The organism is Ramlibacter henchirensis (assembly GCF_004682015.1).
GTDB lineage: Bacteria > Pseudomonadota > Gammaproteobacteria > Burkholderiales > Burkholderiaceae_C > Ramlibacter > Ramlibacter henchirensis.
The window spans coordinates 1-22,587 of record NZ_SMLM01000004.1 but is presented as its reverse complement, the minus strand read 5'-3'; the positions used below and the strand labels follow the sequence as shown (position 1 = coordinate 22,587).

At 68.9% G+C, this 22,587-nt stretch carries 20 protein-coding genes and 1 tRNA gene; 16 read left to right on the top strand and 5 right to left on the bottom strand.

Translation table 11 applies throughout. The annotated features are described in order from the left end of the window. Positions 1-46 precede the first annotated feature (46 nt). Positions 47-1,555 (bottom strand): helicase HerA-like domain-containing protein, encoded by a 1,509-nt coding sequence (locus EZ313_RS21495; RefSeq protein ID WP_135265377.1) that lies wholly within the window; start codon positions 1,553-1,555, stop codon positions 47-49. Positions 1,556-1,631: 76 nt separating this feature from the next. Here EZ313_RS21495 and EZ313_RS21490 point away from each other — a divergent pair, with 76 nt between their 5' ends. The 8 genes from EZ313_RS21490 to rng all read left to right on the top strand — a co-directional run bounded on the left by EZ313_RS21490 (position 1,632) and on the right by rng (position 8,534). Beyond that, positions 1,632-2,360, top strand: coding sequence for a YebC/PmpR family DNA-binding transcriptional regulator (locus EZ313_RS21490; RefSeq protein WP_135265376.1), 729 nt, complete (start codon positions 1,632-1,634; stop codon positions 2,358-2,360). 1 nt (position 2,361) lies between these two features. Beyond that, on the top strand, positions 2,362-3,642 hold the full coding sequence (gene purD / locus EZ313_RS21485) for a phosphoribosylamine--glycine ligase (protein ID WP_135265375.1): 1,281 nt from the start codon (positions 2,362-2,364) through the stop codon (positions 3,640-3,642). Continuing rightward, entirely contained in the window at positions 3,642-4,553 is a 912-nt protein-coding gene (gene hemF / locus EZ313_RS21480; protein WP_135265374.1) for an oxygen-dependent coproporphyrinogen oxidase, read from the top strand. Before purD ends, hemF begins: the two co-directional genes overlap by 1 nt. Further along, positions 4,550-5,167, top strand: coding sequence for a nicotinate-nucleotide adenylyltransferase (gene nadD, locus EZ313_RS21475; RefSeq protein WP_240788741.1), 618 nt, complete (start codon positions 4,550-4,552; stop codon positions 5,165-5,167). Before hemF ends, nadD begins: the two co-directional genes overlap by 4 nt. After that, positions 5,167-5,838, top strand: coding sequence for a ribosome silencing factor (rsfS, locus tag EZ313_RS21470; RefSeq protein ID WP_135265372.1), 672 nt, complete (start codon positions 5,167-5,169; stop codon positions 5,836-5,838). The genes nadD and rsfS overlap by 1 nt, the downstream gene beginning before the upstream one ends. Further along, the gene (rlmH, locus tag EZ313_RS21465) at positions 5,835-6,302 is read left to right on the top strand and encodes a 23S rRNA (pseudouridine(1915)-N(3))-methyltransferase RlmH (RefSeq protein WP_135265371.1); all 468 of its coding nucleotides are present in this window, start codon (positions 5,835-5,837) and stop codon (positions 6,300-6,302) included. The genes rsfS and rlmH overlap by 4 nt, the downstream gene beginning before the upstream one ends. Then, positions 6,295-6,897 carry a Maf family protein gene (locus EZ313_RS21460; protein ID WP_135265370.1) on the top strand — a complete coding sequence of 201 codons (603 nt, stop codon included), beginning with the start codon at positions 6,295-6,297 and terminating at the stop codon, positions 6,895-6,897. The genes rlmH and EZ313_RS21460 overlap by 8 nt, the downstream gene beginning before the upstream one ends. 155 nt (positions 6,898-7,052) lie before the next feature. Next, positions 7,053-8,534 (top strand): ribonuclease G, encoded by a 1,482-nt coding sequence (gene rng / locus EZ313_RS21455; RefSeq protein ID WP_135265369.1) that lies wholly within the window; start codon positions 7,053-7,055, stop codon positions 8,532-8,534. A gap of 9 nt (positions 8,535-8,543) precedes the next feature. Here the strand turns inward: rng and EZ313_RS21450 are convergent, their stop codons facing one another. The 4 genes from EZ313_RS21450 to galE form a co-directional block, all read right to left on the bottom strand. Continuing rightward, positions 8,544-9,650 carry a glycosyltransferase family 9 protein gene (locus EZ313_RS21450; RefSeq protein ID WP_135265368.1) on the bottom strand — a complete coding sequence of 369 codons (1,107 nt, stop codon included), beginning with the start codon at positions 9,648-9,650 and terminating at the stop codon, positions 8,544-8,546. Then, on the bottom strand, positions 9,647-10,813 hold the full coding sequence (locus tag EZ313_RS21445) for an O-antigen ligase family protein (protein WP_135265367.1): 1,167 nt from the start codon (positions 10,811-10,813) through the stop codon (positions 9,647-9,649). Before EZ313_RS21445 ends, EZ313_RS21450 begins: the two co-directional genes overlap by 4 nt. Positions 10,814-10,917: 104 nt before the next feature. Further along, the gene (gene msbA / locus EZ313_RS21440) at positions 10,918-12,681 is read right to left on the bottom strand and encodes a lipid A export permease/ATP-binding protein MsbA (protein WP_135265366.1); all 1,764 of its coding nucleotides are present in this window, start codon (positions 12,679-12,681) and stop codon (positions 10,918-10,920) included. Then, a complete protein-coding gene (galE, locus tag EZ313_RS21435) occupies positions 12,645-13,643 on the bottom strand; it encodes a UDP-glucose 4-epimerase GalE (protein WP_167772691.1) in 999 nt (332 codons plus the stop codon). The genes msbA and galE overlap by 37 nt, the downstream gene beginning before the upstream one ends. Positions 13,644-13,721: 78 nt before the next feature. Between galE and EZ313_RS21430 the strand changes: the two genes are divergently transcribed. The 8 genes from EZ313_RS21430 to EZ313_RS21395 all read left to right on the top strand — a co-directional run. Then, entirely contained in the window at positions 13,722-14,492 is a 771-nt protein-coding gene (locus tag EZ313_RS21430; RefSeq protein WP_135265364.1) for a glycosyltransferase family 2 protein, read from the top strand. Positions 14,493-14,580: 88 nt separating this feature from the next. Then, positions 14,581-15,864: a Tol-Pal system beta propeller repeat protein TolB gene (tolB, locus tag EZ313_RS21425; RefSeq protein WP_240788739.1), complete on the top strand. Its 1,284-nt coding sequence runs from the start codon at positions 14,581-14,583 to the stop codon at positions 15,862-15,864. A gap of 35 nt (positions 15,865-15,899) precedes the next feature. Next, entirely contained in the window at positions 15,900-16,442 is a 543-nt protein-coding gene (gene pal, locus EZ313_RS21420) for a peptidoglycan-associated lipoprotein Pal (protein WP_135265362.1), read from the top strand. Then, complete coding sequence (gene ybgF / locus EZ313_RS21415) at positions 16,439-17,218, top strand: tol-pal system protein YbgF (protein WP_420849333.1); 780 nt, start codon at positions 16,439-16,441, stop codon at positions 17,216-17,218. Before pal ends, ybgF begins: the two co-directional genes overlap by 4 nt. Continuing rightward, positions 17,218-18,012 carry a tRNA threonylcarbamoyladenosine dehydratase gene (locus tag EZ313_RS21410; RefSeq protein ID WP_135265360.1) on the top strand — a complete coding sequence of 265 codons (795 nt, stop codon included), beginning with the start codon at positions 17,218-17,220 and terminating at the stop codon, positions 18,010-18,012. Before ybgF ends, EZ313_RS21410 begins: the two co-directional genes overlap by 1 nt. Positions 18,013-18,052: 40 nt before the next feature. Next, positions 18,053-18,128: transfer RNA gene (locus EZ313_RS21405), tRNA-Lys, on the top strand. A gap of 782 nt (positions 18,129-18,910) precedes the next feature. Next, positions 18,911-19,456, top strand: a complete 546-nt coding sequence (locus EZ313_RS21400; RefSeq protein WP_135265359.1) for a hypothetical protein — start codon at positions 18,911-18,913, stop codon at positions 19,454-19,456. A gap of 1,102 nt (positions 19,457-20,558) precedes the next feature. Then, positions 20,559-22,587, top strand: a 2,029-nt coding sequence (locus tag EZ313_RS21395) for a pilus assembly protein (protein ID WP_476748475.1), incomplete at its 3' end; no start/stop codon positions are given.

Here is a 22,587-nt window from a genome sequence, read left to right as displayed (position 1 = left end):
GCGCTTTCTGCGTACGGATGTTCTGGCCCACCGGGCCGCTGCCCATTCAGCGCCGCTTGCCGCCGAGCAGCCCGCCCAGCACGCCGCGCACGATCTCGCGTCCCACGCTGCTGCCGATGGTGCGCACGGCCGACTTCGCCATCGCTTCCACCATGCCTTCGCGGCGACCGCCGCGCGGGCCGGTGGAGCCGAACAGGATGTCGCCCAGCCCGCCCATGGACGGGCCGGTGGCCTTGTCGGTGGCACCACCGCCGCCCGACGAGGCGGGCGAGGGCGCCTGCTCGGCGCGCTCCTTGAGCTTCTCGTAGGCGGATTCGCGGTCCTGCGTCTTCTCGTATGCGCCCGCCACCAGCGAGCCCGCGATCAGCGCCTGCCGCTGCTCGGCCGTGATCGGACCGATCTGGCTGCCGGGCGGCAGCACGTAGACCCGCTCGGTCACGCTCGGCCGGCCCTTGTCGTCGAGCAGGCTGACCAGCGCCTCGCCGACGGCAAGTTCGGTGATCGCCGCCTCGATGTCCAGGCCGGGCTTCTGCCGCATCGTCTGCGCCGTCGCCTTCACGGCCTTCTGGTCGCGCGGGGTGAAGGCGCGCAGCGCATGCTGCACGCGATTGCCGAGCTGGGCGAGCACCGTGTCGGGGATGTCCAGCGGGTTCTGGGTGACGAAGTAGACGCCGACGCCCTTGGAGCGCACGAGGCGCACGACCAGCTCGATGCGCTCGACCAGAACCGTGGGCGCGTCCTTGAAGAGCAGGTGCGCCTCGTCGAAGAAGAACACCAGCTTGGGCTTGTCCAGGTCGCCCACTTCGGGCAGCTGCTCGAAGAGCTCCGAGAGCATCCACAGCAGGAAGGTGGCGTACAGCCGCGGCGAGGCCATCAGCTTGTCGGCCGCGAGGATGTTGACGACTCCCGCGCCGCCGGACGTCTGCATCAGGTCGCCGATGTCGAGCATGGGCTCGCCGAAGAAGCGCTCGCCGCCCTGCGATTCGATCTGCAGCAGCCCGCGCTGGATGGCGCCCACGCTGGCCGTGCTGATGTTGCCGTACTGCGTTCGGACCTGGCTCGCGTTGTCGCCGGCGTACTGCAGCATCGCGCGCAGGTCCTTGAGGTCCAGGAGCAGCAGGCCGTTGTCATCGGCGATCTTGAAGACGATGTTGAGCACGCCCGACTGTGTCTCGTTCAGGTCGAGCATGCGGGCGAGCAGCAGCGGCCCCATGTCGGACACGGTGGCGCGCACCGGATGGCCCTGCTCGCCGAACACGTCCCACAGCGTCACCGGGCAGGCGCGCGATTCGGGCGGGGTCAGGCCGCGGTCCTTCAGCACCTGGGCCAGCTTCGGCGGCACGGTGCCGGCCTGGCTGATGCCGGTGAGGTCGCCCTTGATGTCGGCCATGAACACCGGCACGCCGATGCGCGAGAAGTTCTCGGCCAGCGTCTGCAGGGTCACCGTCTTGCCGGTGCCGGTGGCGCCGGTGATCAGCCCATGCCGGTTGGCGAGCCCCGGCAGGAGGAAGCATTCGGTGTCGCCCTTGCGGGCGATCAGCAAGGGATCGGCCATAGGTCAAAAGTAAAATGAGGTCCCGAGCAATATAGCAACGCACACCGCGTTGGCGGGGCGAAAAGAAGGAAAGCAAGTGGCCGGACACAGCAAATGGGCGAACATCCAGCACCGCAAGGGCCGGCAGGATGAGAAGCGCGGGAAGATCTGGACGCGCGTGATCCGCGAGATCATGGTCGCAGCACGACAGGGCGGCGGCGACCTGGCGGCCAACCCGCGGCTGCGGCTGGCGGTGGACAAGGCCAAGGCGGCCAACATGCCGGCCGACACGATCAAGCGCAACATCGACAAGGCCACCGGCAACCTCGAGGGCGTGAACTACGAAGAGATCCGCTACGAGGGCTACGGCATCGGCGGCGCCGCCGTCATCGTCGACACGATGACCGACAACAAGGTGCGCACCGTTGCCGAAGTGCGCCACGTCTTCAGCAAGTACGGGGGCAACCTGGGCTCCGAAGGCTCGGTCGCGTTCCAGTTCAAGCATTGCGGGCAGCTCATCCTGGCGCCGGGCACCAGCGAGGACAAGGTGATGGAAGTCGCGCTGGAAGCCGGCGCCGAGGATGTGGTCACCGACGACGACGGCGCCATCGAGGTGCTCACCGCGCCGGGAGACTTCGAGAAAGTGAAGAACGCGCTCGACGCCGCGGGCCTGAAGCCCGAGATCGCCGAAGTGTCCATGCGGCCGGAGAACACGGTCGAGCTTGCCGGCGACGAGGCAGTGCGCATGCAGAAGCTGCTGGACATGCTGGAGGACCTGGACGACGTGCAGGACGTGTTCCACAACGCGTCGCTGCCGGACCTCTGACATGAAGGTCCTCGTCATCGGCGGCGGCGGCCGCGAACATGCGCTGGCCTGGAAGCTGGCGCAATCGAAGAAGATCCAGAAGATCTACGTGGCGCCCGGCAACGGCGGCACGGACCTGGACCCCCGGCTGGAGAACGTGCCGATCACCGAGATCGCGGCGCTGCGCGACTGGGCGCTCGCGCAGAAGATCGCGCTGACCGTCGTCGGCCCCGAGGCGCCTTTGGCCGCCGGCGTGGTGGACGACTTCCGCGCGCACGGCCTGCGCGTGTTCGGCCCCACCAAGGCCGCGGCGCAGCTGGAAAGTTCCAAGGCCTTCTCCAAGGCGTTCATGCAGCGGCACGGCATCCCGACCGCCGCCTGGCAGACCTTCTCCGATCCCGGGGAGGCGCACGCGTACGTCGACCGCCAGGGCGCGCCCATCGTGGTCAAGGCCGACGGCCTGGCGGCCGGCAAGGGTGTGGTGGTCGCGATGACCGCGGCCGAGGCGCACGAGGCCATCGACTTCATGCTTCTGGACAACCGGCTGGGCGTGGCGCACAACGAAGGCGGCGCGCGCGTGGTGATCGAGGAGTTCCTGCAGGGCGAGGAAGCGAGCTTCATCGTCCTGTGCGACGGCCGCAACGTCACGCCGCTGGCCACCAGCCAGGACCACAAGCGCCTGCAGGACGGCGATGCCGGCCCCAACACGGGCGGCATGGGCGCGTACTCGCCGGCGCCGGTGGTGACGCCCGCCGTTCATGCGCGCGCGATGCGAGAGGTGATCCTGCCCACCGTGCGAGGCATGGAGAAGGACGGCATCCCGTACACCGGCTTCCTCTACGCCGGCCTGATGGTCGACCGCAAGGGCCAGGTCAAGACGCTGGAATTCAACTGCCGCATGGGCGACCCCGAGACGCAGCCCATCCTGCTGCGGCTGAAGTCCGACCTGTACGACGTGCTCATGTGTGCAACCTCGGGATCGCTGAACCAGGTGGAGCTGGACTGGGACCGCCGCACCGCGCTCGGTGTCGTGATGGCCGCCGCCGGCTATCCGCTCAACCCGCGCAAGGGCGACGCGATCAGCGGGCTGCCGCGCGAGACCGAGGACGCAGTGGTGTTCCATGCGGGCACCGCCACGCGCGGCAAGGACCTCGTCACCTCGGGCGGCCGCGTGCTGTGCGTCACGGCGCTCGCCGACACGGTCAAGGCCGCACAGCAGCGAGTCTATGAAGTGGTCAAGGGCATCCGCTTCGACGGTGCCCAGTACCGCAGGGACATCGGCCACCGGGCCGTGCGCGGGTGATGCAGCAGGTCGACGCCGTCCGCGCGTACCTGCTGGACCTGCAGGAGCGCATCACCTCGGCCTGCACGGCCATCGACGGCACGCCGTTCCTGCGCGACGCCTGGGAGAAGGCGCCCGGGGAGCCCCTGCAGGGCAACGGCATCACCATGATCCTGGAGCAGGGGCCGGTGCTCGAGCGGGCCGGCTGCGGCTTCTCGCACGTGCGCGGGCCGCGCCTGCCGCCCTCGGCCACGCAGCACCGGCCGGAACTCGCGGGGGCGCCGTTCGAGGCGCTGGGCGTCTCGCTGGTCTTCCATCCGCGCAACCCGTATGCGCCGACGGTGCACATGAACGTCCGCATGATCTCGGCCGCGCCCGCGGGCGGCGAGCCCGCGTTCTGGTTCGGCGGCGGCATGGACCTCACGCCCTGCTACGGCTTCGACGAGGACGCCATCCACTTCCACGCGGCCTGCAAGCAGGCGCTGGAGCCCTTCGGCCCCGACAAGCATCCGCGCTTCAAGAAGTGGTGCGACGACTACTTCTGCCTCAAGCACCGCAACGAGCAGCGCGGCGTCGGCGGCATCTTCTTCGACGACGTGTCGGAGCTCGGCTTCGAGGGCGGCTTCGCGCTGATCCGCTCGGTCGGTGACGGCTTCCCCGGCGCGTACCTGCCGATCCTGGAGCGGCGCAAGGACACGGCCCATGGCGAGCGCGAACGCAGCTTCCAGCTCTACCGGCGCGGCCGCTACGTCGAGTTCAATTTGGTGTGGGACCGCGGCACGCACTTCGGCCTGCAGTCGGGCGGCCGCACCGAATCCATCCTGCTCTCGATGCCGCCGGTATGCAGCTGGGCCTACCGGCAGGAGCCGGCGCCCGGCACGCCGGAGGCGCAGCTCTACGCCCGGTACCTGCAGCCGCGGGAGTGGGTTTGAACACCGCCGCCGCGCAACCGTCACGCCTGGGCATCTTCGGCGGCGCCTTCGATCCGCCGCACCTGGCGCACGTCGCGCTCGCGCGCGCGGCCGTCGAGCAACTTCGGCTCGACCAGCTCCGCGTGCTGCCCACCGGGCAGGCCTGGCACAAGTCGCGCGCGCTCACCGAAGGCGCGCACCGCCTCGCGATGGCGCGTGAAGCGTTCGCGCAAGTGCCGCACGCCGTGGTCGATGACCGCGAACTGCGCCGGGCCGGCCCCACCTACACCATCGACACCCTGCGCCAGCTCCACGCCGAATTCCCGCGTGCCGAGCTGCTGCTCGTGATCGGCGCCGACCAGGCGGAGGCGCTCCACAGCTGGCGCGAGAGCGGCGAGATCCTGAAGCTGGCCACCATCGCGGTCGCCGCGCGTGCGCGGCCCGACCCGGATGCGCCACCCTTCGACACCACCACGCTGCCGGGCGCGCGCGTGGCGGCTGTCGAGCTGCCGAACATGCCCGTCAGCGCGACGCAGGTGCGCGCGCTGGCCGCGGCCGGGCAGGGGATCGATCATCTGGTTCCCCCCGGCGTCGCACGTTATATTGCCCAGAACCATCTCTATCCGAAGACCTGATGACCCAAGAAAGCAGCGCGAAGAAGGACACCCAGCGGCTCCAGCGAGCCATCGTCGATGGACTGGAGGACGTCAAAGCGCAGGACATCCAGGTTTTCAACACGGAGCACCTCTCGCCGCTGTTCGAGCGGGTGATCGTGGCCTCCGGCACGTCGAACCGCCAGACCAAGGCGCTGGCGGCCAGCGTGCGCGACGCGGTGCGTGAAGCGGGCTTTCCGAAGCCCCGTGTCGAGGGCGAGGACAACGGCGAATGGATCATCGTCGACTGCGGCGCCGCGGTCGCGCACATCATGCAGCCGGCCATCCGCAACTACTACCACCTGGAAGAGATCTGGGGCGACAAGCCGGTGCGCGTGAAGTTCGGCGCGCCCAGGCCGTTCAATGCCTCGCCCGCTCCGGCCGCCGCGAAGAAGGTCCCCGCCAAGACGAGCCTGAGGCGCAGCAGTGCGGCCCGGTCGGCGGCGCTGCACGCCGAGAGGGCGGAGAAGCCCAAGGCACCAGCGAAGAAGGCTGCTGCGAAGGCGCCGGCCAGGCCGCCGGCCAAGTCGCCCGCGAAGAAGGCCGCGGCTCGTCCCGCCTCGAAGACCGCAGCGAAGGCGCCTGCGAAGACGGCGGCGAAGAAGACTGCCGCGAAGAAAACCACCGCCAAGAGCCCCGCGCGCAAGGCATGAGGCTGGTCGTGGTCGCGGTGGGGCAGCGCGTGCCCGACTGGGCGGCCACGGCCTGGGACGACTACGCCAAGCGCTTCCCGCCCGAGCTGCGTCTGGAACTCAAGGCCGTGAAGACCGAGCCGCGCGGCTCGCGCACCACCGAACAGCTGCTGGCCGCCGAACGCGAGCGCATCGAGGCGGCGATCCCGCGCGGCGCGCGCATCGTCGCCCTCGATGAACGCGGTGCTTCGCTGAACACCACGGCGCTCGCAGCCAAGCTCAAGGCCTGGCAACTGGACGCGGCCGACGTGGCGCTGGTGATCGGCGGCCCGGACGGGCTCGATCCGGCTTTCCGCGCGGCGGCGCACGAGCGCATCCGCCTGTCGGACCTCACGCTGCCGCACGCGATGGTCCGGGTGCTGCTCGCCGAGCAGCTCTACCGGGCATGGTCGGTCAACGCGGGGCATCCGTACCACCGTGAGTGACTTCATCTACCTCGCGTCCCAGAGCCCGCGGCGTCGGCAACTGCTCGAGCAGCTCGGCGTGCGCTACGAACTGCTGCTGCCCGACGACGATGAGGACACGGAGGCGATCGAAGCGGTGCTCCCCGGCGAGGCGCCCGCGCGCTACGTCAGGCGCGTGACCGGGCTCAAGCTCGATGCGGCGGCGCAGCGCCTGCGGCGTCGCGGCCTGCCGCGCGCGCCGGTGCTCTGCTCCGACACCACGGTGGCGCTGGGCCGGACGATCTACGGCAAGCCCGAAGACGAGCGCGATGCCGCCCGCATGCTGCGCGAGCTCTCCGGGTCCACGCACCGGGTGCTCACCGCGGTCGCGCTGCAGAACGGCTCGCGGCGTCATGAAGCCTTGAGCGATTCGCGCGTGACGTTCGCGGCCCTCTCGCCGCGGCAGATCCGCGAGTACGTCGCCACGGGCGAGCCGATGGGCAAGGCCGGCGCGTATGCGGTGCAAGGCCGCGCCGCGGCCTTCATCACGCGCATCAACGGCTCCTACCCCGGGATCATGGGACTGCCGCTGCACGAGACCGCGCAATTGCTGCGCGCGTGCGGTATCGCGGCTTAACCGGCCGGCGCACGCCCGCATGCGCTCGCCCATGGCGCCGCCGCCCTGGAGGAATTCGAGGTCGGGGCGCGAAAGGGGATCCAAGGCGGGGCGGGAGGGCGCCCGGGTGTAATGGCCTGAGGTATCCTGTCCCCGCCCCGAGGAGCTCAGCAAGAATGCAGCAGGACATCCTGATCAACTGGTCGCCGCAGGAGACACGGGTGGCCATCATCGAGAGCGGCGCGGTGCAGGAGTTGCACGTCGAACGCACGCTGGAGCGGGGGCTGGTGGGCAACGTCTACCTCGGCAAGGTCGCCCGCGTGCTGCCGGGCATGCAGTCGGCCTTCATCGACATCGGCCTGGAGCGCGCGGCCTTCCTGCACGTGGCCGACCTGCACGGCGCCCGCGCCGAAGAGCAGGTCAACCACCGCCACGGCCAGCCGCCGGTGCCGATCGAGAAGCGCGTGTTCGAGGGCCAGCCGCTGATGGTGCAGGTCATCAAGGACCCGATCGGCACCAAGGGTGCGCGGCTATCGACCCAGATCAGCGTCGCGGGCCGCCTGCTGGTGTTCCTGCCGCAGGACGACCACGTGGGCGTCTCGCAGAAGATCCCGGGCGAGCAGCGCGAGGCGCTGCGCTCGCGGCTGCAGCAGCTGGTCGGCACGGCCGAGACCGGCGGCGGGGGCGGCTTCATCCTGCGCACCAACGGCGAGGACGCGAGCGACGCCGAGCTGGCCGAGGACATCGCATACCTGCGCAAGACCTGGGCCCGCATCCGCGATGCGGCCGTGCGGTTGCCGCCGGGCTCGCTGCTGCACCAGGACCTGAGCCTGCTGCAGCGCGTGCTGCGCGACCTGGTGACCGAGGAAACGCAGACCATCCGCATCGACTCGCGCGAGCAGTTCGCGGTGCTGCAGGCGTTCGGCCGCGAGTTCATGCCGCAGGCCGCGGAACGGCTGCAGCTGTACAAGGGCGAGCGGCCGATCTTCGACCTGTTCAACGTCGACGAGGAGATCGCCAAGGCGCTCGGCCGCCGCGTCGAGCTCAAGTCCGGCGGCTACCTGATCGTCGACCAGACCGAGGCGCTGACCACGATCGACGTCAACACCGGCGGCTTCGTCGGCGCACGCAACTTCGACGACACCATCTTCAAGACCAACCTCGAGGCCGCCCACGCCATCGCGCGGCAGCTGCGGCTGCGCAACCTGGGCGGGATCATCATCGTCGACTTCATCGACATGCAGCGCGAGGACCACCGCGAGGCGGTGCTCGGCGAATTCCGCAAGCAGCTGGGGCGCGACCGCGTCAAGACCATGGCCGGCGGCTTCTCCCAGCTGGGCCTGGTGGAGATGACGCGCAAGCGCACGCGCGAGTCGCTGGCGCACATGCTGTGCGAGCCGTGTTCGTGGTGCCAGGGCGCCGGGCAGGTGCGCACCGCCCGCACCGTGGCCTACGACATCCTGCGCGAGATCCTGCGCGAGGCGCGCCAGTTCAACCCGCGCGAGTACCGCGTCGTGGCCTCGCCGAAAGTGGTGGAGCTGTTCCTCGACGAGGAGAGTCAGCACCTGGCCGGGCTGTCGGATTTCATCGGCAAGCCGATCTCGCTGCAGAGCGAGAGTGCGATGGGGCAGGAGCAGTACGACATCGTGCTGCTCTGACCGGCTGCGTCATCCCCGCGCGGGCGCGGATCCAGGGCTTGCCTTCTCCCCCAGCATCCTGAGCGCCGCTTCGGTCACCCGCTCCGGCGTGATCGCGATCAGGCAATCGCTGCGGCTTTGCCGGTGGTCCTCGCAACCCGCCTTGCTGCAGGGCACGCAGGGAAGTTCCGCCTGGAGCAGGGTGACGTTGCCCACCGACTGCTCGAGCGCGCGGCGCTGGAAATGCACCGGCTGTTCGCCCGGCCGCCCGGGCCACGGCGCCCAGCGCTGCGGATTGGTGGGGCCGAAGATCGCCAGTGTCGGCGTGCCGGCCGCGGCGGCCAGGTGCGACACGGAAGTGTCCGGTCCGATGTAGAGCGAAGCGCGCTGCAGCAGGGTGACGAGCTGGTTGAAGTCCAGCCGGCCCGATGCGTCCAGCAGTGCGGGAGCCGCCGCGATCGAGCGAACCGGCCCGATGCATTCACGGTCGCGCGCTCCCGGCCCGCCGGTCAGCACCACCTGGTGCCCGCGGTCGAGCAATGTCCTGACGACCTGCGCGTACTTCTCCGGCGCCCATTGCTTGTAGGGCCACATCGAGGGCACGTGGACGACGACGGGCCGCTCGCGCAATGCCGCTTGAAGATCAGCGGGCAGCGGGGCGCCGGCAGGCGCGGAAACCGCAGGTGTTTCAGGCCGCTCGACCCAGGGCGCCAGCAGTTCGAGCTTCTCCTGCACCGCGTGCCGGCTGCCTTCGTCGCCGGTGCCGACGACCGCGTGGTCCAGCAGCAGGCGCTTCCACCAGTTGCTGCCGCCGTGTTCCGGCAGCACGCCGCTGCGTTGCCGTGCCGCGATCCACGCGATCAGGTGGGCGCGGTCGCTCGGCAGCGTCACCAGGGCCAGGTCGTAGCGCCGCCACAGGCGCCTTGCGAACGCGTACAGCCCGGACAAGCCGGGGCGGGCCGGCATTTCGATCAGCTCGTGGATGTCTGCATTGCCGCGCAGCATGCCCAGCGTGCCGGAGAAGCCGAGCACGTCGACCTGCGCCTGCGGCCAGCGGCGTCGCGCGGCGCGCACCAGCGGCGTGGTCAGCAGCACGTCGCCGATCTGGCGCGTACAGACGACCAGGATGCGGTTCATGACACTGGCGGCGGCGCCGCGGCGCGGCGTTCACCCGCGAGCAGCCACGCCAGCACCACCGTGTAGAAGTGGCCTTCGACGAAGTCCATCACGAGCGAGTTGAACAGGCAGCCCACCGCGAACGCGAGCACCAGGCCGGTGAGCGCGGGCGGCGCGCGGCCCGACGCGTCGCGGCGGAACGCGGCCGCCGCGATCCAGGCCAGCAGCAGCGCCAGCGCCGGGACGCCGCCGCAGGCCAGCTGCATCAGGTATTCGTTGTGCGGGTTGTTCGCGAACACCTCCCAGGAGGCCTTCTGCGGATTCCAGTCCGGTTCCTGCGCCAGCCTCCGGCGAGCGACAGGCTCATGGAACTCGGCGTAGCGGCTGAAGCCGACCCCCAGCGGCTGGTGTGCGGCGGCAATCGTCCAGCCGTTGGCCAGCAGCGCCAGGCGGATGCTCGTCGAGGTCTCGGCGCCCATGCGCATGGTCGACAGCCCCGACAGCGTCTCCTTCATGCGCGTTTGCACTGGAGGCGCGTTGAAGGCCACCAGCACGAGCGCGACGCAGGCCCCCACGGCCGCAGGCATCCGCCAGCGGCCCGGCCGCAGGTTCCACACCGAAGCGATGGCCAGGAGCATCAAGACGACGTGACCGGTGCGCCCTTCGATGCGGAACAGCACCGTCGCCGCGAGCACGGCCGCGATGCCGCGCCACATCCAGGCGAAGCGGCCGCCCTGGTGCAGCATCAGGTAGGCCGCCAGGGCCAGGCAGAAACCCGCCGAGATCCTCTTGGGCGCCAGCTCCTGCGAGAGCGCGGGGAACCACGGCGCGACCCAATGCGCCAGCGCGTAGGCCAGCGTGCCGGCGCCCAGGCCCCACAGGAAGGCTCGCGGACGCGACGTGGCGGCGAACAACGCCAGCAGCACCGGGAAGAACAGCAGCTCGTGGTACTTGTTGACGCTTCCCACGCTCGCCAGAGTCCACGGGCCCGCGACGGCCGTGTGCAGCGCGATGTAGGCGAACAGCAGCAGGCCGATGGCGGCTGTCGGCTCGCGCCAGGCGGCGGTGCGCGAGACATGACGCAGCGAACACAGCGCGACCACGAGCAGCGCCGCCATGAACCAGGCCACTCCTGCGGGCGAGAAAGGCAGCACGAACCCCAGTCCCGCCATCGCGGCTTGCATGGCAGCGTCGCGCCAACCGCCCACCCGCACCACGGCAGGTGCCGGCGGGCGGCGCAGCGTCTGAAGCCACTGCGGGGACCGCGCCCCGGTTGGCGCTTGCGCGATCATCCCGCCCCCTGCTGCAGCGCGTGCAGGTGGGCGTACAGCCCGCCGCGCGCCAGAAGTTCCTGGTGCGTGCCGGTCTCCGCGACACGGCCTTGCTCGAGCACCACGACCTGGTCGGCGTGCTCGATCGTCGAGAGCCGGTGCGCGATGACGACCGTCGTGCGGCCGGCCATCAGCCGCTGGAGCGCTTCCTGCACCAGGCGTTCCGACGCGGCGTCCAGCGCCGACGTGGCCTCGTCGAGGATCAGGATGGGCGCATCCTTGTACAGCGCGCGGGCGATGGCCAGGCGCTGCCGCTGGCCACCTGAGAGTTGCGTCGCGTTGTGGCCGGTGACGGTGTCCAGGCCATCCGGCAGCGACTCCACCAGGTCCCGGAGATTGGCCGCCGCGACGCAGCGCTGCAGCTTCTCGGGATCGATCGGCGCGTCCATGGTGATGTTGGTGGCCAGGCTGCCGTTGAACATCACCACGTCCTGGCTGACCAGCGCGAACTGGTCGCGCAGCGCCTGCAGGTCCCAGTCCGCCACGTCGTGTCCGTCCAGCAGCACCGCGCCGTCGTCCGGCACGACGAACCGCGGCAGCAGGTTGGCCAGCGTGGTCTTGCCCGAGCCGGAAGGCCCGACCAGGGCCACCGTGTGCCCGGGTTCGAGCACCAGGCTGACGCGGTCCAGCGCCGGCGCGGCGTCGCCGCGATAACGCACCGTCACCTCGCGCAGTTCGATGTGGCCGCGGGAGTGGCCCGGCGCATGCCGACCGCCCGACTCGGCCGGCGTGTGCTCGATCAGGTCGATGGCGCGCTGCACCGCCGCGAGGCCGCGCGCGATCGGGCTGGCCGCCTCCGACAGCCGCTTGATCGGTGCGATCAGCATCAGCATGGCCGTGATGAAGGACGCGAAGGTGCCGATCGTCAGCCCCTCCCGCGTCTGCCACAGGGCGACGCAGATCACCGCGGAGAGCGCGCCGGCGGCGAGCATGTGGGTGAGCGGCGTGATGGCGGCGGATGCGACAGCAGATTTCAGGGCGAGCCGGCGCAGCGCCGTGCTGAAGCCGGTGAAGCGGCCGGCCTGCGCCTCCTGCGCGCCGTGCAGGCGCACCACGCGCACGGCGAGCACGTTCTCCTCGACGACGTAGGCCAGGTCGTTGGTGGCCGTCTGCGTGCTGCGCGCGATGCGGTACAGGCGCCGCGACAGCGTGCGCATGATGAACGCCACGCCCGGCACGATCGCGAAGACGATCAGCGTGAGCTTCCAGTTCAGGTACAGCAGGTACACCAGCAGGGCCAGCAGTGCGAGGCTGTCCTTGACCAGCGCCATCACCGAGTTGACCAGCAGCATGGCGCCGTTCTGCACCTCGAAGACGACGGTGTTCGACAGCGTGGTGGCGTTCTGCTGCGAGAACAGAGACAGCCGCGCGTCCAGCACGCGCGCGAACATGGCCTTGCGCAGCGCGAGCAGGCCGTCCTGCGTGATGCGGGCCAGCGCCAGGTCGGCGATGAAACCGGCGGTGCCGCGAACCGCGAACAGCAGCAAGAGGCTGGCCGGCACCATCCACAGGTCGATGCCGCCCGGACGGAAGCCTCGGTCGAGCAAGGGCTTGATCAACGCCGGCACCAGCGGCTCGGTGGCCGACGACACCACCGTCGCCAGCGCCGCGATGGCCCAGAAGCGGCGGCTCGCGCCGCCGAAGTAGGGCGCGAGCCAGCGAACCGCGCTGAAATCTATCTGGGTCACGCCTTCCCGGCCTGGTGGAGCTTGCGCTCCCATTGCCAGGCGTGGGCGATGATGGTGTCCAGGTCTTCGTACTGCGGTGTCCAGCCCAGCTCGGCCCTCGCCCGCGCGGCATCGGCCACCAGCACCGGCGGGTCGCCGGGGCGCGGTGGGTCGTCGCGCACCGGGATCGGGTGTCCCGTCACGCGGCGCGCCGCCTCGATCACTTCGTTGACGGAATGGCCGCGGCCGTTGCCCAGGTTGTAGACCGTGGTCTCGGCGCCGCCTTCCAGCTTGCGCAGCGCTGCGAGGTGCGCCGCGCACAGGTCCTGCACGTGGATGTAGTCACGCAGGCACGAACCGTCCGGCGTGGCGTGCTTGGAGCCGAAGCGCGAGATGAACTCGCGCCGGCCGGAAGCGACCTGCAGCACTAGTGGGATCAGGTGCGTCTCGGGCTCATGCCGCTCGCCGATCGAGGCGTCCGGGTGCGCGCCGGCGGCATTGAAGTAGCGCAGGGAGATCGAGCGCAGGCCGTGGGCCACGCTGTAGTCCTCCAGCGCGTATTCCACCGCGAGCTTGCTGTGGCCGTAGGGATTGATCGGCCGCGTCGGGTGCCGCTCGGGGATCGGCACCTCCTGCGGGTTGCCGTAGGTGGCCGCGGTCGACGAGAAGATGAACTGCCGCACGCCGTGCTCCAGCATCGTGTCCAGCAGGTTCAGCGTCTGCACCAGGTTGTTGCGCCAGTACTTGCCCGGCTTCGTCATGGACTCGCCGACCAGGCTGGAGGCGGCGAAATGCATCACGCACTGCGGCTGGTATTCGCGCAGGATGGCGCCCATGAATTCACGGTCGCCGATGTCGCCGACCTTGAGCAGTTCCTGGCCTGCGGCTTCGCGGTGGCCGGTGGCCAGGTTGTCGACGACGATCGGGCGAAAGCCGCTTTCGCGCAGCATCCGCACCATGTGCGAGCCGATGTAGCCGGCGCCTCCCGCGACGACGACGTTGGGCGTTGGGGGCATGGATGAGGGTGGGATAATGGGTCGATCCGAGAAGGACGGGATTATGCCTTCGGGCATTGCTCTTCCTTTTGCCGCTTGATGCCCACGCTCTCCGTCATCGTCATCGCCCGCAACGAGGCCCGCAACATCACCGAATGCGTCCGCAGCGCGTCCTTCGCCGACGAAGTGATCGTGCTGGATTCCGGCAGCAGCGACGACACGGTCGAACGTGCCCGGGCCGCAGGCGCCCGGGTCGGCGTGGCGGCCGACTGGCAGGGTTTCGGCGTGCAGAAGAACCGGGCGCTGGCCCTGGCCACGGGCGAATGGGTGTTCTCGCTGGACTGCGACGAGCGCATCACGCCGCAGCTGCAGCAGCAGATCCGGCAGGCGATCGCGGCGCCGGGCGGCCACGTGGCCTTCTCCGTCAACCGCAGCTCCAGCTTCTGCGGCCAGTACATGCGCCATTCGGGCTGGTCGCCCGACCGGGTGGTGCGCCTGTTCCGCCGCGATGCGGCTCGCTTCTCCGATGACCTGGTGCACGAACGCGTGGTCGCGCAGGGCCCGGTGGGCCGCCTGCCGGGCGAGCTGCTGCACGAAAGCATGCGCGACCTGGAGTCGGCGCTGGTCAAGCTCGATCGCTATTCCACGGCGGGCGCGAGGGACCTGCAGCGGCGCGGCAAGCGCGGCTCGCTCGCGACGGCCCTCGGCCACGGCGTGTGGGCGTTCTTCCGCACCTACGTGCTGCGGCGCGGCTTCCTGGATGGCGCGCTCGGCTTCGTGCTGGCCGTCTCGATCGCCGAGGGCACGTACTACCGCTACCTGAAACTGTGGCTTCTGCAACGCACGCCTCCCGTAGAACCGCCGCGCTGATGCGCAAGAATGCGGTCCTCGCCACACGGCCGAACAAAAACCTCACGGCATGACTGAACCGAAACGCTCCATGGAGACACTAAGCGCCATGACCTCTCCCGCACCCTGGCGCCGGCGCCACCTGATCGGACTGCTCGGCGCCGCCGCCTTGCCCGCGTGGGCCCAGTTCCGGGTCGAGGTGACGGGCGTGGGCCTCACCCAGCTGCCCATCGCCATCCTGCCGTTCCGCGGCGAGGACCAGTCCCCGCAGAAGATCGCCGCGATCCTGCGCGCCGACCTCGAACGCAGCGGCCAGTTCCGCGCCATCGCGCCGCCCGGCATCGTGGTGATGGACGAGACCTCGCGCCCCGACGTCACGCCGTGGCGGCAGGCCGGCGCCGATTCGCTCACGGCCGGCAGCGTCACGCGGCTGGCCGACGGCCGCTACGACGTGCGGTTCCGCCTGTGGGACGTGGTGCGCGGGCAGGACCTCGGCGGCCAGAGCTACGCGGTCACGGTGGGCGACCTGCGCCTTGCCGCGCACCGCATCGCCGACTTCATCTACGAGAAGCTCACGGGCGACAAGGGCGTGTTCTCCACGCGCATCGCCTACGTCACGCGCGAAGGCAGCCGCCACAACCTGTGGGTGGCCGACGCCGACGGCGAGAACGCCCAGTCCGCGCTGGCCAGCCCCGAGCCGATCATCTCGCCGGCCTGGTCCGCCAGCGGCACCCAGCTCGCGTACGTGTCGTTCGAATCGCGCAAACCTGTGGTTTACGTGCACGAAGTCGCAACGGGTCGTCGCCGCCTGCTGGCCAATTTCCGCGGCTCCAACAGCGCGCCCGCGTGGGCGCCGGACGGCCGCACGCTCGCCGTGACCCTGAGCCGCGAGGGCGGCTCGCAGCTGTTCGTGATGGACTCGGGCGGCGGCGAACCGCGCCGGATCACGCAATCCGCCGGCATCGACACCGAGCCGGTGTATTCGCCCGACGGCCGCAGCATCTACTTCGTCAGCGACCGCGGCGGCGCCCCGCAGATCTACCGCATGCCCGCCAGCGGCGGCAATCCGGAGCGAGTCACCTTTACGGGGGGTTACAACATTTCCCCATCAGTCAGCCCGGATGGCCGCTGGCTCGCTTACATATCCCGCGTCCAGGGCAATTTCAAGCTGCATGTGATGGAGCTGCCCTCGGGCAACGCGGTGGCGATCACCGATACGACGGCCGACGAGAGCCCGAGCTTCGCGCCCAACGGCCGGTTGATCGTGTACGCCACGCGCCAGGGGGGGCGCGAGTCGCTGATGACCACCACGCTGGACGGGAAGATCAAGGCCCGTCTGGCGGGGCAGGGCGGCGACATCCGCGAACCCGACTGGGGTCCGTACCACAGATGAAATCGAAGTTTGTTCCAGAGAAGGAGGAATTGAAGATGAACCGACGCATCCTGACGAGCCTGCTGATTGCCGCCACGCTGGCCGGCTGCAGCTCCGGCGTCAAGCTGAGCGACGTCCCCGTCGAAGACAAGAGCGCCACCGCGGTCACCCCCGGCGGCCCGGGCGGCGGATCGACCGGCGGCGCCACGCAGAGCCGTGTGGCCCCGGTGGACGCGGTACCCACGCCCAGCAGCATCGCCGGACCGAACAACGTGGCGCGCCTCGTGTTCTTCGACTACGACAGCTACGTGATCAAGCCGGAAGCGCAGCCGATCATCGAGGCGCATGCGCGCTTCCTGCGTTCCAACGGCGGTCGGAAGGTGGCGCTCGAAGGCCACACCGACGAGCGCGGCGGCCGCGAGTACAACCTGGCGCTCGGCCAGCGCCGCGCCGAAGCCGTGCGCCGCGCGCTCGGCCTGCTGGGCGTGAACGACCAGCAGCTCGAGGCCGTGAGCTTCGGCAAGGAGAAGCCTGCCGCCAACGGCAACGACGAGTCCGCCTGGTCGCAGAACCGCCGGGTCGAGATCTCCTACCGATGATGCGCGCCACCTCCCTCGCGCGCGCGCTGGCCGTGGCGGCCCTGCTGTCGCCGCTGGCCGGCCAGGCGCAGTTCTTCTCGGACGACGAGGCGCGCCGCGCCATCCTGGAGCTGCGCCAGCGCATGGAGGTGCAGCGTCAGTTCGACGAGCGCCTGCAGGGCGACCTGCAGCGCGCCACCGAGGAGAACGCGCAGCTTCGCCGCAGCATCCTGGAGCTGAACACCCAGCTCGACGCGCTGCGCGGCGAACTCGCACGCCTGCGCGGCACCGACGAGCAGCTCACACGCGATGTGTCGGACCTGCAGCGCCGGCAGAAGGACGTGGCCGTGGCGGTCGAGGAGCGGCTGCGCCGCATCGAGCCCATCACGGTCAACGTCGATGGCCGCGAGTTCGTGGCCGACCCCAACGAGCAGCGCGAGTTCGAGGCGGCGCTGGCGGTGTTCCGCCGGTCCGACTTCGCGGCCTCGCAGAACGCTTTCACCGAGTTCCTGCGCCGCCATCCGCAGAGCGGCTACCGTCCCTCGGCCCTGTTCTGGCTGGGGAATGCGCAGTACGCCAATCGCGATTACCGCGGCGCGTTGGGCAGCTTCCGGACGCTGATCCAGACGGCGCCCGACCATTCGCGCGCGCCCGAGGCGGTGCTCTCCATCGCCAACTGCCAGATCGAGCTGAAGGAGAACGCCGCCGCGCGCCGCACGCTCGAGGACCTGGTCAAGGCCTATCCCCAATCCGAAGCGGCGCTGGCCGCGCGCGAGCGCCTCGCCCGCCTGCGCTGATGCAGCACGCGCTGGACGCGCCCACGGCGGACCTCGAGCGTCGCTTCTCGGGCCTGGAGCGGCTGTACGGCGTATCCGGCGCGGCCGCGCTGCGGCGGGCCTGCGTGGCCGTCGTGGGCATCGGCGGCGTGGGGTCCTGGGCCGCCGAGGCGCTGGCCCGCAGCGGCATCGGCTCGCTCGTGCTGGTGGACCTGGACCACGTCGCCGAATCCAACATCAACCGCCAGGTGCACGCGCTCGACGCCACGCTCGGCCAGGCCAAGGTGATCGCAATGCGCGAGCGCATCGCGCAGATCCATCCCGGCTGCCAGGTGCACGGCGTGGAGGAATTCGCCGAGCCGGACAACTGGCCCGCGCTGCTGCCGCGCGGGGTCGACGCCGTCATCGACGCGTGCGACGAGGCCCGCGCCAAGGTCGCGATGGCCGCGTGGGCGCTGCGCGAAGGCACGCCCTTCATCGCCTGCGGCGCGGCGGGCGGCAAGCGGCTCGCCCACAAGGTCGACATCGACGACCTCTCGCGCACCACGCACGACCCGCTGCTGGCCCAGGTGCGCTACCGCCTGCGCAAGTTCCATGGCGCGCCACGCGAGGGCAAGCGCATCGGCGTGGCCTGTGTCTTCAGCCGCGAGGCCGTCGCGCCGCCCGATGCGTCATGCGCGATCGAGGGCGACGGCTCGCTCAATTGCAGCGGCTACGGTTCCGTCGTCGCCGTGACGGCGACGTTCGGCCAGTGTGCGGCGGGTTGGGTGCTCGACACGCTCGTGCGCCGGAAGACGTCCTTGCTCCCGCTATAATCGCGGGCTTTGCTGCGAGCGACGTTCGCGGCAAGAGCGGGGGACGTTAGCTCAGTTGGTAGAGCAGCGGACTTTTAATCCGTTGGTCGCAGGTTCGAATCCTGCACGTCCTACCAAAACCCCTGATGCAGCACAACAAAGGCCCGCTATTAATAACGCAGCGGGCCTTTTCTGTTTCTGCGCCCGGTGACAGTTTGGTGACAGTGGGGCAGGATGATCACCAACAGGATTCGAGCTTTCTTCCGACCGTTCGTGGCTGCGCTGTGCGCCGTCATAGTTGTTACCTTGCTTGTGGTCTGCGCAGGCAGCAGGTGGACTGTGGCGTGGGCTGCCGTCTTGCAGCTCATCGCCATCTACATCGTGGCGCAAGAGCTGCAGACCCGTCTGGAGGTGTTTACCCCCGGCAAGTTCCGCGGCGATGTGCGAGCCTGGTTTTCTGCTGTTTTTGGGCGCCGCCGGACTCACGTAACGACAGGTGCTCTGGAAGGCGCAGAAGCGCGCGTCGATGCATTTGCGAGTATCGGGTGGCAGTCTCTGCCCAACATCGGCCCGCTAGAACAGCAAGTCGACGCGCTGCGAGTCCGCGTTGAGGGGCTGCAGCACCATTTGGCGGTCGTGCAGGAGAATATCGCTGCCATGCGGAGGGACGCTGCAGCCGCCCTCGAACAGGAGCGCGGTAAGCAATCAGCTGCGCTCAAGTCCCTGCGCAGCGACGTTGAGAGAGCCTCAGCGTCAGGCGCTTGGGTTTCTCTCTTCGGAGTACTCTGCTTGGCTCTCGGTGTAGCGCTGGGAGGTGTCAGTTCCGCGTTCACGTGGGGACCAGTACGCGTGGCGTCCACATGATCGCTACTTCAGCGATCGTGAAGGCCCGTCAGTTTTCAACGGCCTCTACGTTGAAATGCAGATCCGCACGCGCCTACAGCACACCTGGGCGACGGCCGTGGAAACCGTCGGAACCTTCCTCAGCCAGGCTCTGAAGTCCAGCTTGGGCGAGGCCGACTGGCTTCGCTTCTTCGCTCTAATGGGCAGCGTGTTCGCCGCGAAGGAAGATTGCCCTCCAGTGCCTAATACGCCGGTCCACTTTCGAGAGCTGACCGACGAAATCCAAGACATTGAGGCGCGCCTCAACGTGCGATATGCGCTCGCGATGTACCAGCACGCTATCCAGGTCGTGCGCAAAGGGAAGAAGTCCGACCACTATCACCTGCTGACCCTCGAGCCCGCGAAGGGAATGATGACCGTTCGCGGATTTCCACGAAGCCAACTAGTGGAAGCTTCCGAGGAATACCTAAAGGCTGAGGCGGAGACAGCCAAGACACCCGGCTCGGAGGCTGTGCTTGTCTCCGTCGACGCCTTCACCTCGCTTGAGCGCGCGTATCCGAACTACTTCCTCGACACGACGGTGTTCCTCCGAGAGCTAGAGCAAGCTGTCACAAGCCGCTGAGTCACAGCGCCTCCGGCTGGCGCCATCTCACCTTGACGGATGGCTGCGTGCCTCCAGTAGCCCACCCCGGAGGCCGCCGCTGTGGCCGGCTTGTTGGCGATAGCGCCTGCTGTTTGCGGCACCGGTGGTCCCCGGACGAGGAACACTGCCACTTAGGTGCCGCTGGATAGTCGTGCGTGACGTGCTGGGCGATCCTGTTCAAGATGCCCCCGACCATGTGAGCTGGCGGAGACTGCCTCCGCTCCAAAAGAGCTTGGTGGTTGGGCGAGAGCAGGCGCCGGTGCGTGTCGCCATCTTCTTACCCCTCGTGGAAGGTCCATGCGCGCACAGCCTGGTCGCGCTAGTCCTAATAAGGCTGCGCGAAGTTGTGCGGCCCTGTCTTCCGTAGCTGGCGGCAGGGGTGGAGTCGCAGTCGGCGTGTGAACAACGGTGAGCTGATTCGAACTCTCCGTGGTAGCTCGAACTGGACACACTGCGCCCCCAGTAAGCGGGTGAGCAGAGTAGGGGAGTACCGCGAGCGTTCCCCCTGCTGTTCCCCTGAGTTGGCCGCGTCGCAGGTCCTGAACGAGGAGACCTACGGATTGCGAGTCCGGAGCTGGCAGAGCGCGCCGCTTTGCGCGGAATCTTGGAGCAGCGACTTCGTGCTGTCCTCACAGACGCCGAGCGAACCGACATTGAACACGTCATTGGGCTTATCGATCGCGAAGTGGCCGACGTGCTGAAGCGGCTAGAAGCTTTGCAGCCCGGCGCGGGCGGTATTGGCTGAACCCCGGCGAAAACGGCATCTGGGGTGGGGGGCCTATCCGTCCCCCGGAATTCCAAAGGTTGGCCTTTCAGATCGATGTGGCGGCGCGACGTCTACGAAGCCACTTGGTAACAGATTGCGACCGGCCATCGGAATGCCCGTGCCGCGTTCACAGGACGCAACTAAGGTAGCTCGTCGAGGAGGACGGCATAGTCGGGGCAGTTGCCGAGCGCGACGGGAACTCGGCCGCATCGAACTCGCCAGCGCGAAGGAGGGTGAGCACGGCCGTGTGTTGAGGTGCCGGCGTGTATGCCTTAGACGCAACTGTGCCTTCCGCCCTTCTGGAGGAAAACGACGATGAAGATTCGCGCGCGCTGCAGCCCCCTGCGGGTTCTGGCGTTCTCAGGCCTGTCCATGCTGCTGGCCACGTCGGCGGTTCGCGCCGAGGACGTGGACCTGTTCCTGAGGAACCCGCTGGGCGATGCCACCCGTCCGAACCTGCTGCTGATCGTCGACAACGCGGCGTCCAACAACAGCAGCATCACGCCGTTGCCCAACGGCTCCGGCAACAAGAAGCTGGACCTGATCAAGGACGTGCTGCACATCCTGACCAATCCGTTGACGTCGCCGTATTTCCCGACCTGCACGGTCCCCTCCGATCCCGAGCTGCCGCGCGTGCCCGACGGCTGCTACACGCGCGCGGAGGTCGACGACATGGTGAAGAACATCAACATGGGCCTGATGTTGATGAACCCGTCGAGCGGCACGAAGGGCGGCTACGTGCGGTCCCACATCCGGCCGATGAACGTCACGGAGAACCGGACGAAGCTCTGGAACACGGTCAAGGACGGCATCCCGACAGCGAACAACGCCCCGTATGCCAAGACGATGCACGAGGCGTACCTGTATTTCGGCGGCAAGGTGGCATACGCGGGGTTCAGTTCCAGCGTCTATGACCCGGATGCGAAGAACGGCTCGAACTACCGCAGCCCGATCGGCGACGTCTGCCAGCCCAACTACATCATCTACGTCGGCAACGGCGGGCCGGACTCCAGCGAGGACGGCGACTCCCGCACGCTGCTCAGCGACATCGGCGGCGTGCTCAGCAGCGACCCGATCAAGTTCACGCCCAGCAACTACCAGTCCAACTGGCTGGACGAGTACGCCCGCACGATGAACCGGGTCGACCTCGTCTCGAGCCTGACGGGTGACCAGAAGGCGACCACCTACACCGTCGCCATCCAGAACCCGCAGGACAACAACTTCAATACGCAAAACCAGAAAAGCGCCCGCGCTTTGCTCCAGAGCGCGGCGCTCGCGGGCGGCGGCGAGTACGCCCTCGGCGAGGACGGGCAGTCCGTGCTGAAGGCGATCCTGAGCGCGCTGCGCAAGATGCAGCCGGTGAACTCCGTGTTTGCCGCGGTGACGCTGCCGGTGAGCGTGAACGTGCGGGGCACGTTCCTGAACCAGGTGTACATGGGCCAGTTCCGGCCGGACCCGAATGCGAAACCGCGCTGGCCGGGCAACCTGAAGCAGTACCAGATCGGCCTGGACGCCAAGCTCGACCCCGTGCTGGTCGACCGCAACAAGAAGCCGGTCGAGGACACGGCCAAGGGCTTCCTGCTGCCGGACATCACCAGCTTCTGGACCAAGAACTCCAACTACTGGGCGTTCGCTTCGGGTTCCAGCAGCGATGCACCCGACGGCGCAGTCGTGGAGAAGGGCGGGGCGGCCCAGCGCATGCGCGCCGACCTGGCGACTTCGACCCTGCGAACCAACCGCAAGCTGTACACCTGCGACGGCACCTGCGTCGCCGGTGCCGCGCTGTCGACGGTGAGCTTCGCCACGGGCAACTCGAGCTCGAGCGGGCCTTCGGCGGCCAACCTCGGAGCCGCCGACGCGACGGAGCGCGACGCGCTGATCGAATGGATCCGCGGGGCCGACAACCTGGAGGATGAGAACACCGACGAGTCCAACACCGACAGCCGCGCCTACATCCACGGCGACCTGCTGCATTCGCGGCCGGCGGTGGTGAACTACAACCGCACCGCGGGTGACCGGGACGTGGTGGTGTACTACGGCTCGAACGACGGCATCTTCCGCGCGGTCAAGGGCGGCCAGGACGACACCGACGGCTACGAGAAGTGGGGCATGGTCTTCCCGGAGTTCTTCAAGAAGCTCAAGCGACTGCGGGACAACGACGAGCTGATCGATGCTGCGAAGCCCAAGCCCTACTTCGCCGACGGCGCCGTGTCCGTCTACCAGAACGACGTCAACGGCGACGGCAAGCTGGTCGCCGCGGACGGCGACAAGGTGTACCTGTACGTCGGCATGCGCCGGGGCGGGCAGTTGATCTATGCGCTCGACGTGAGCGACCCCGACACTC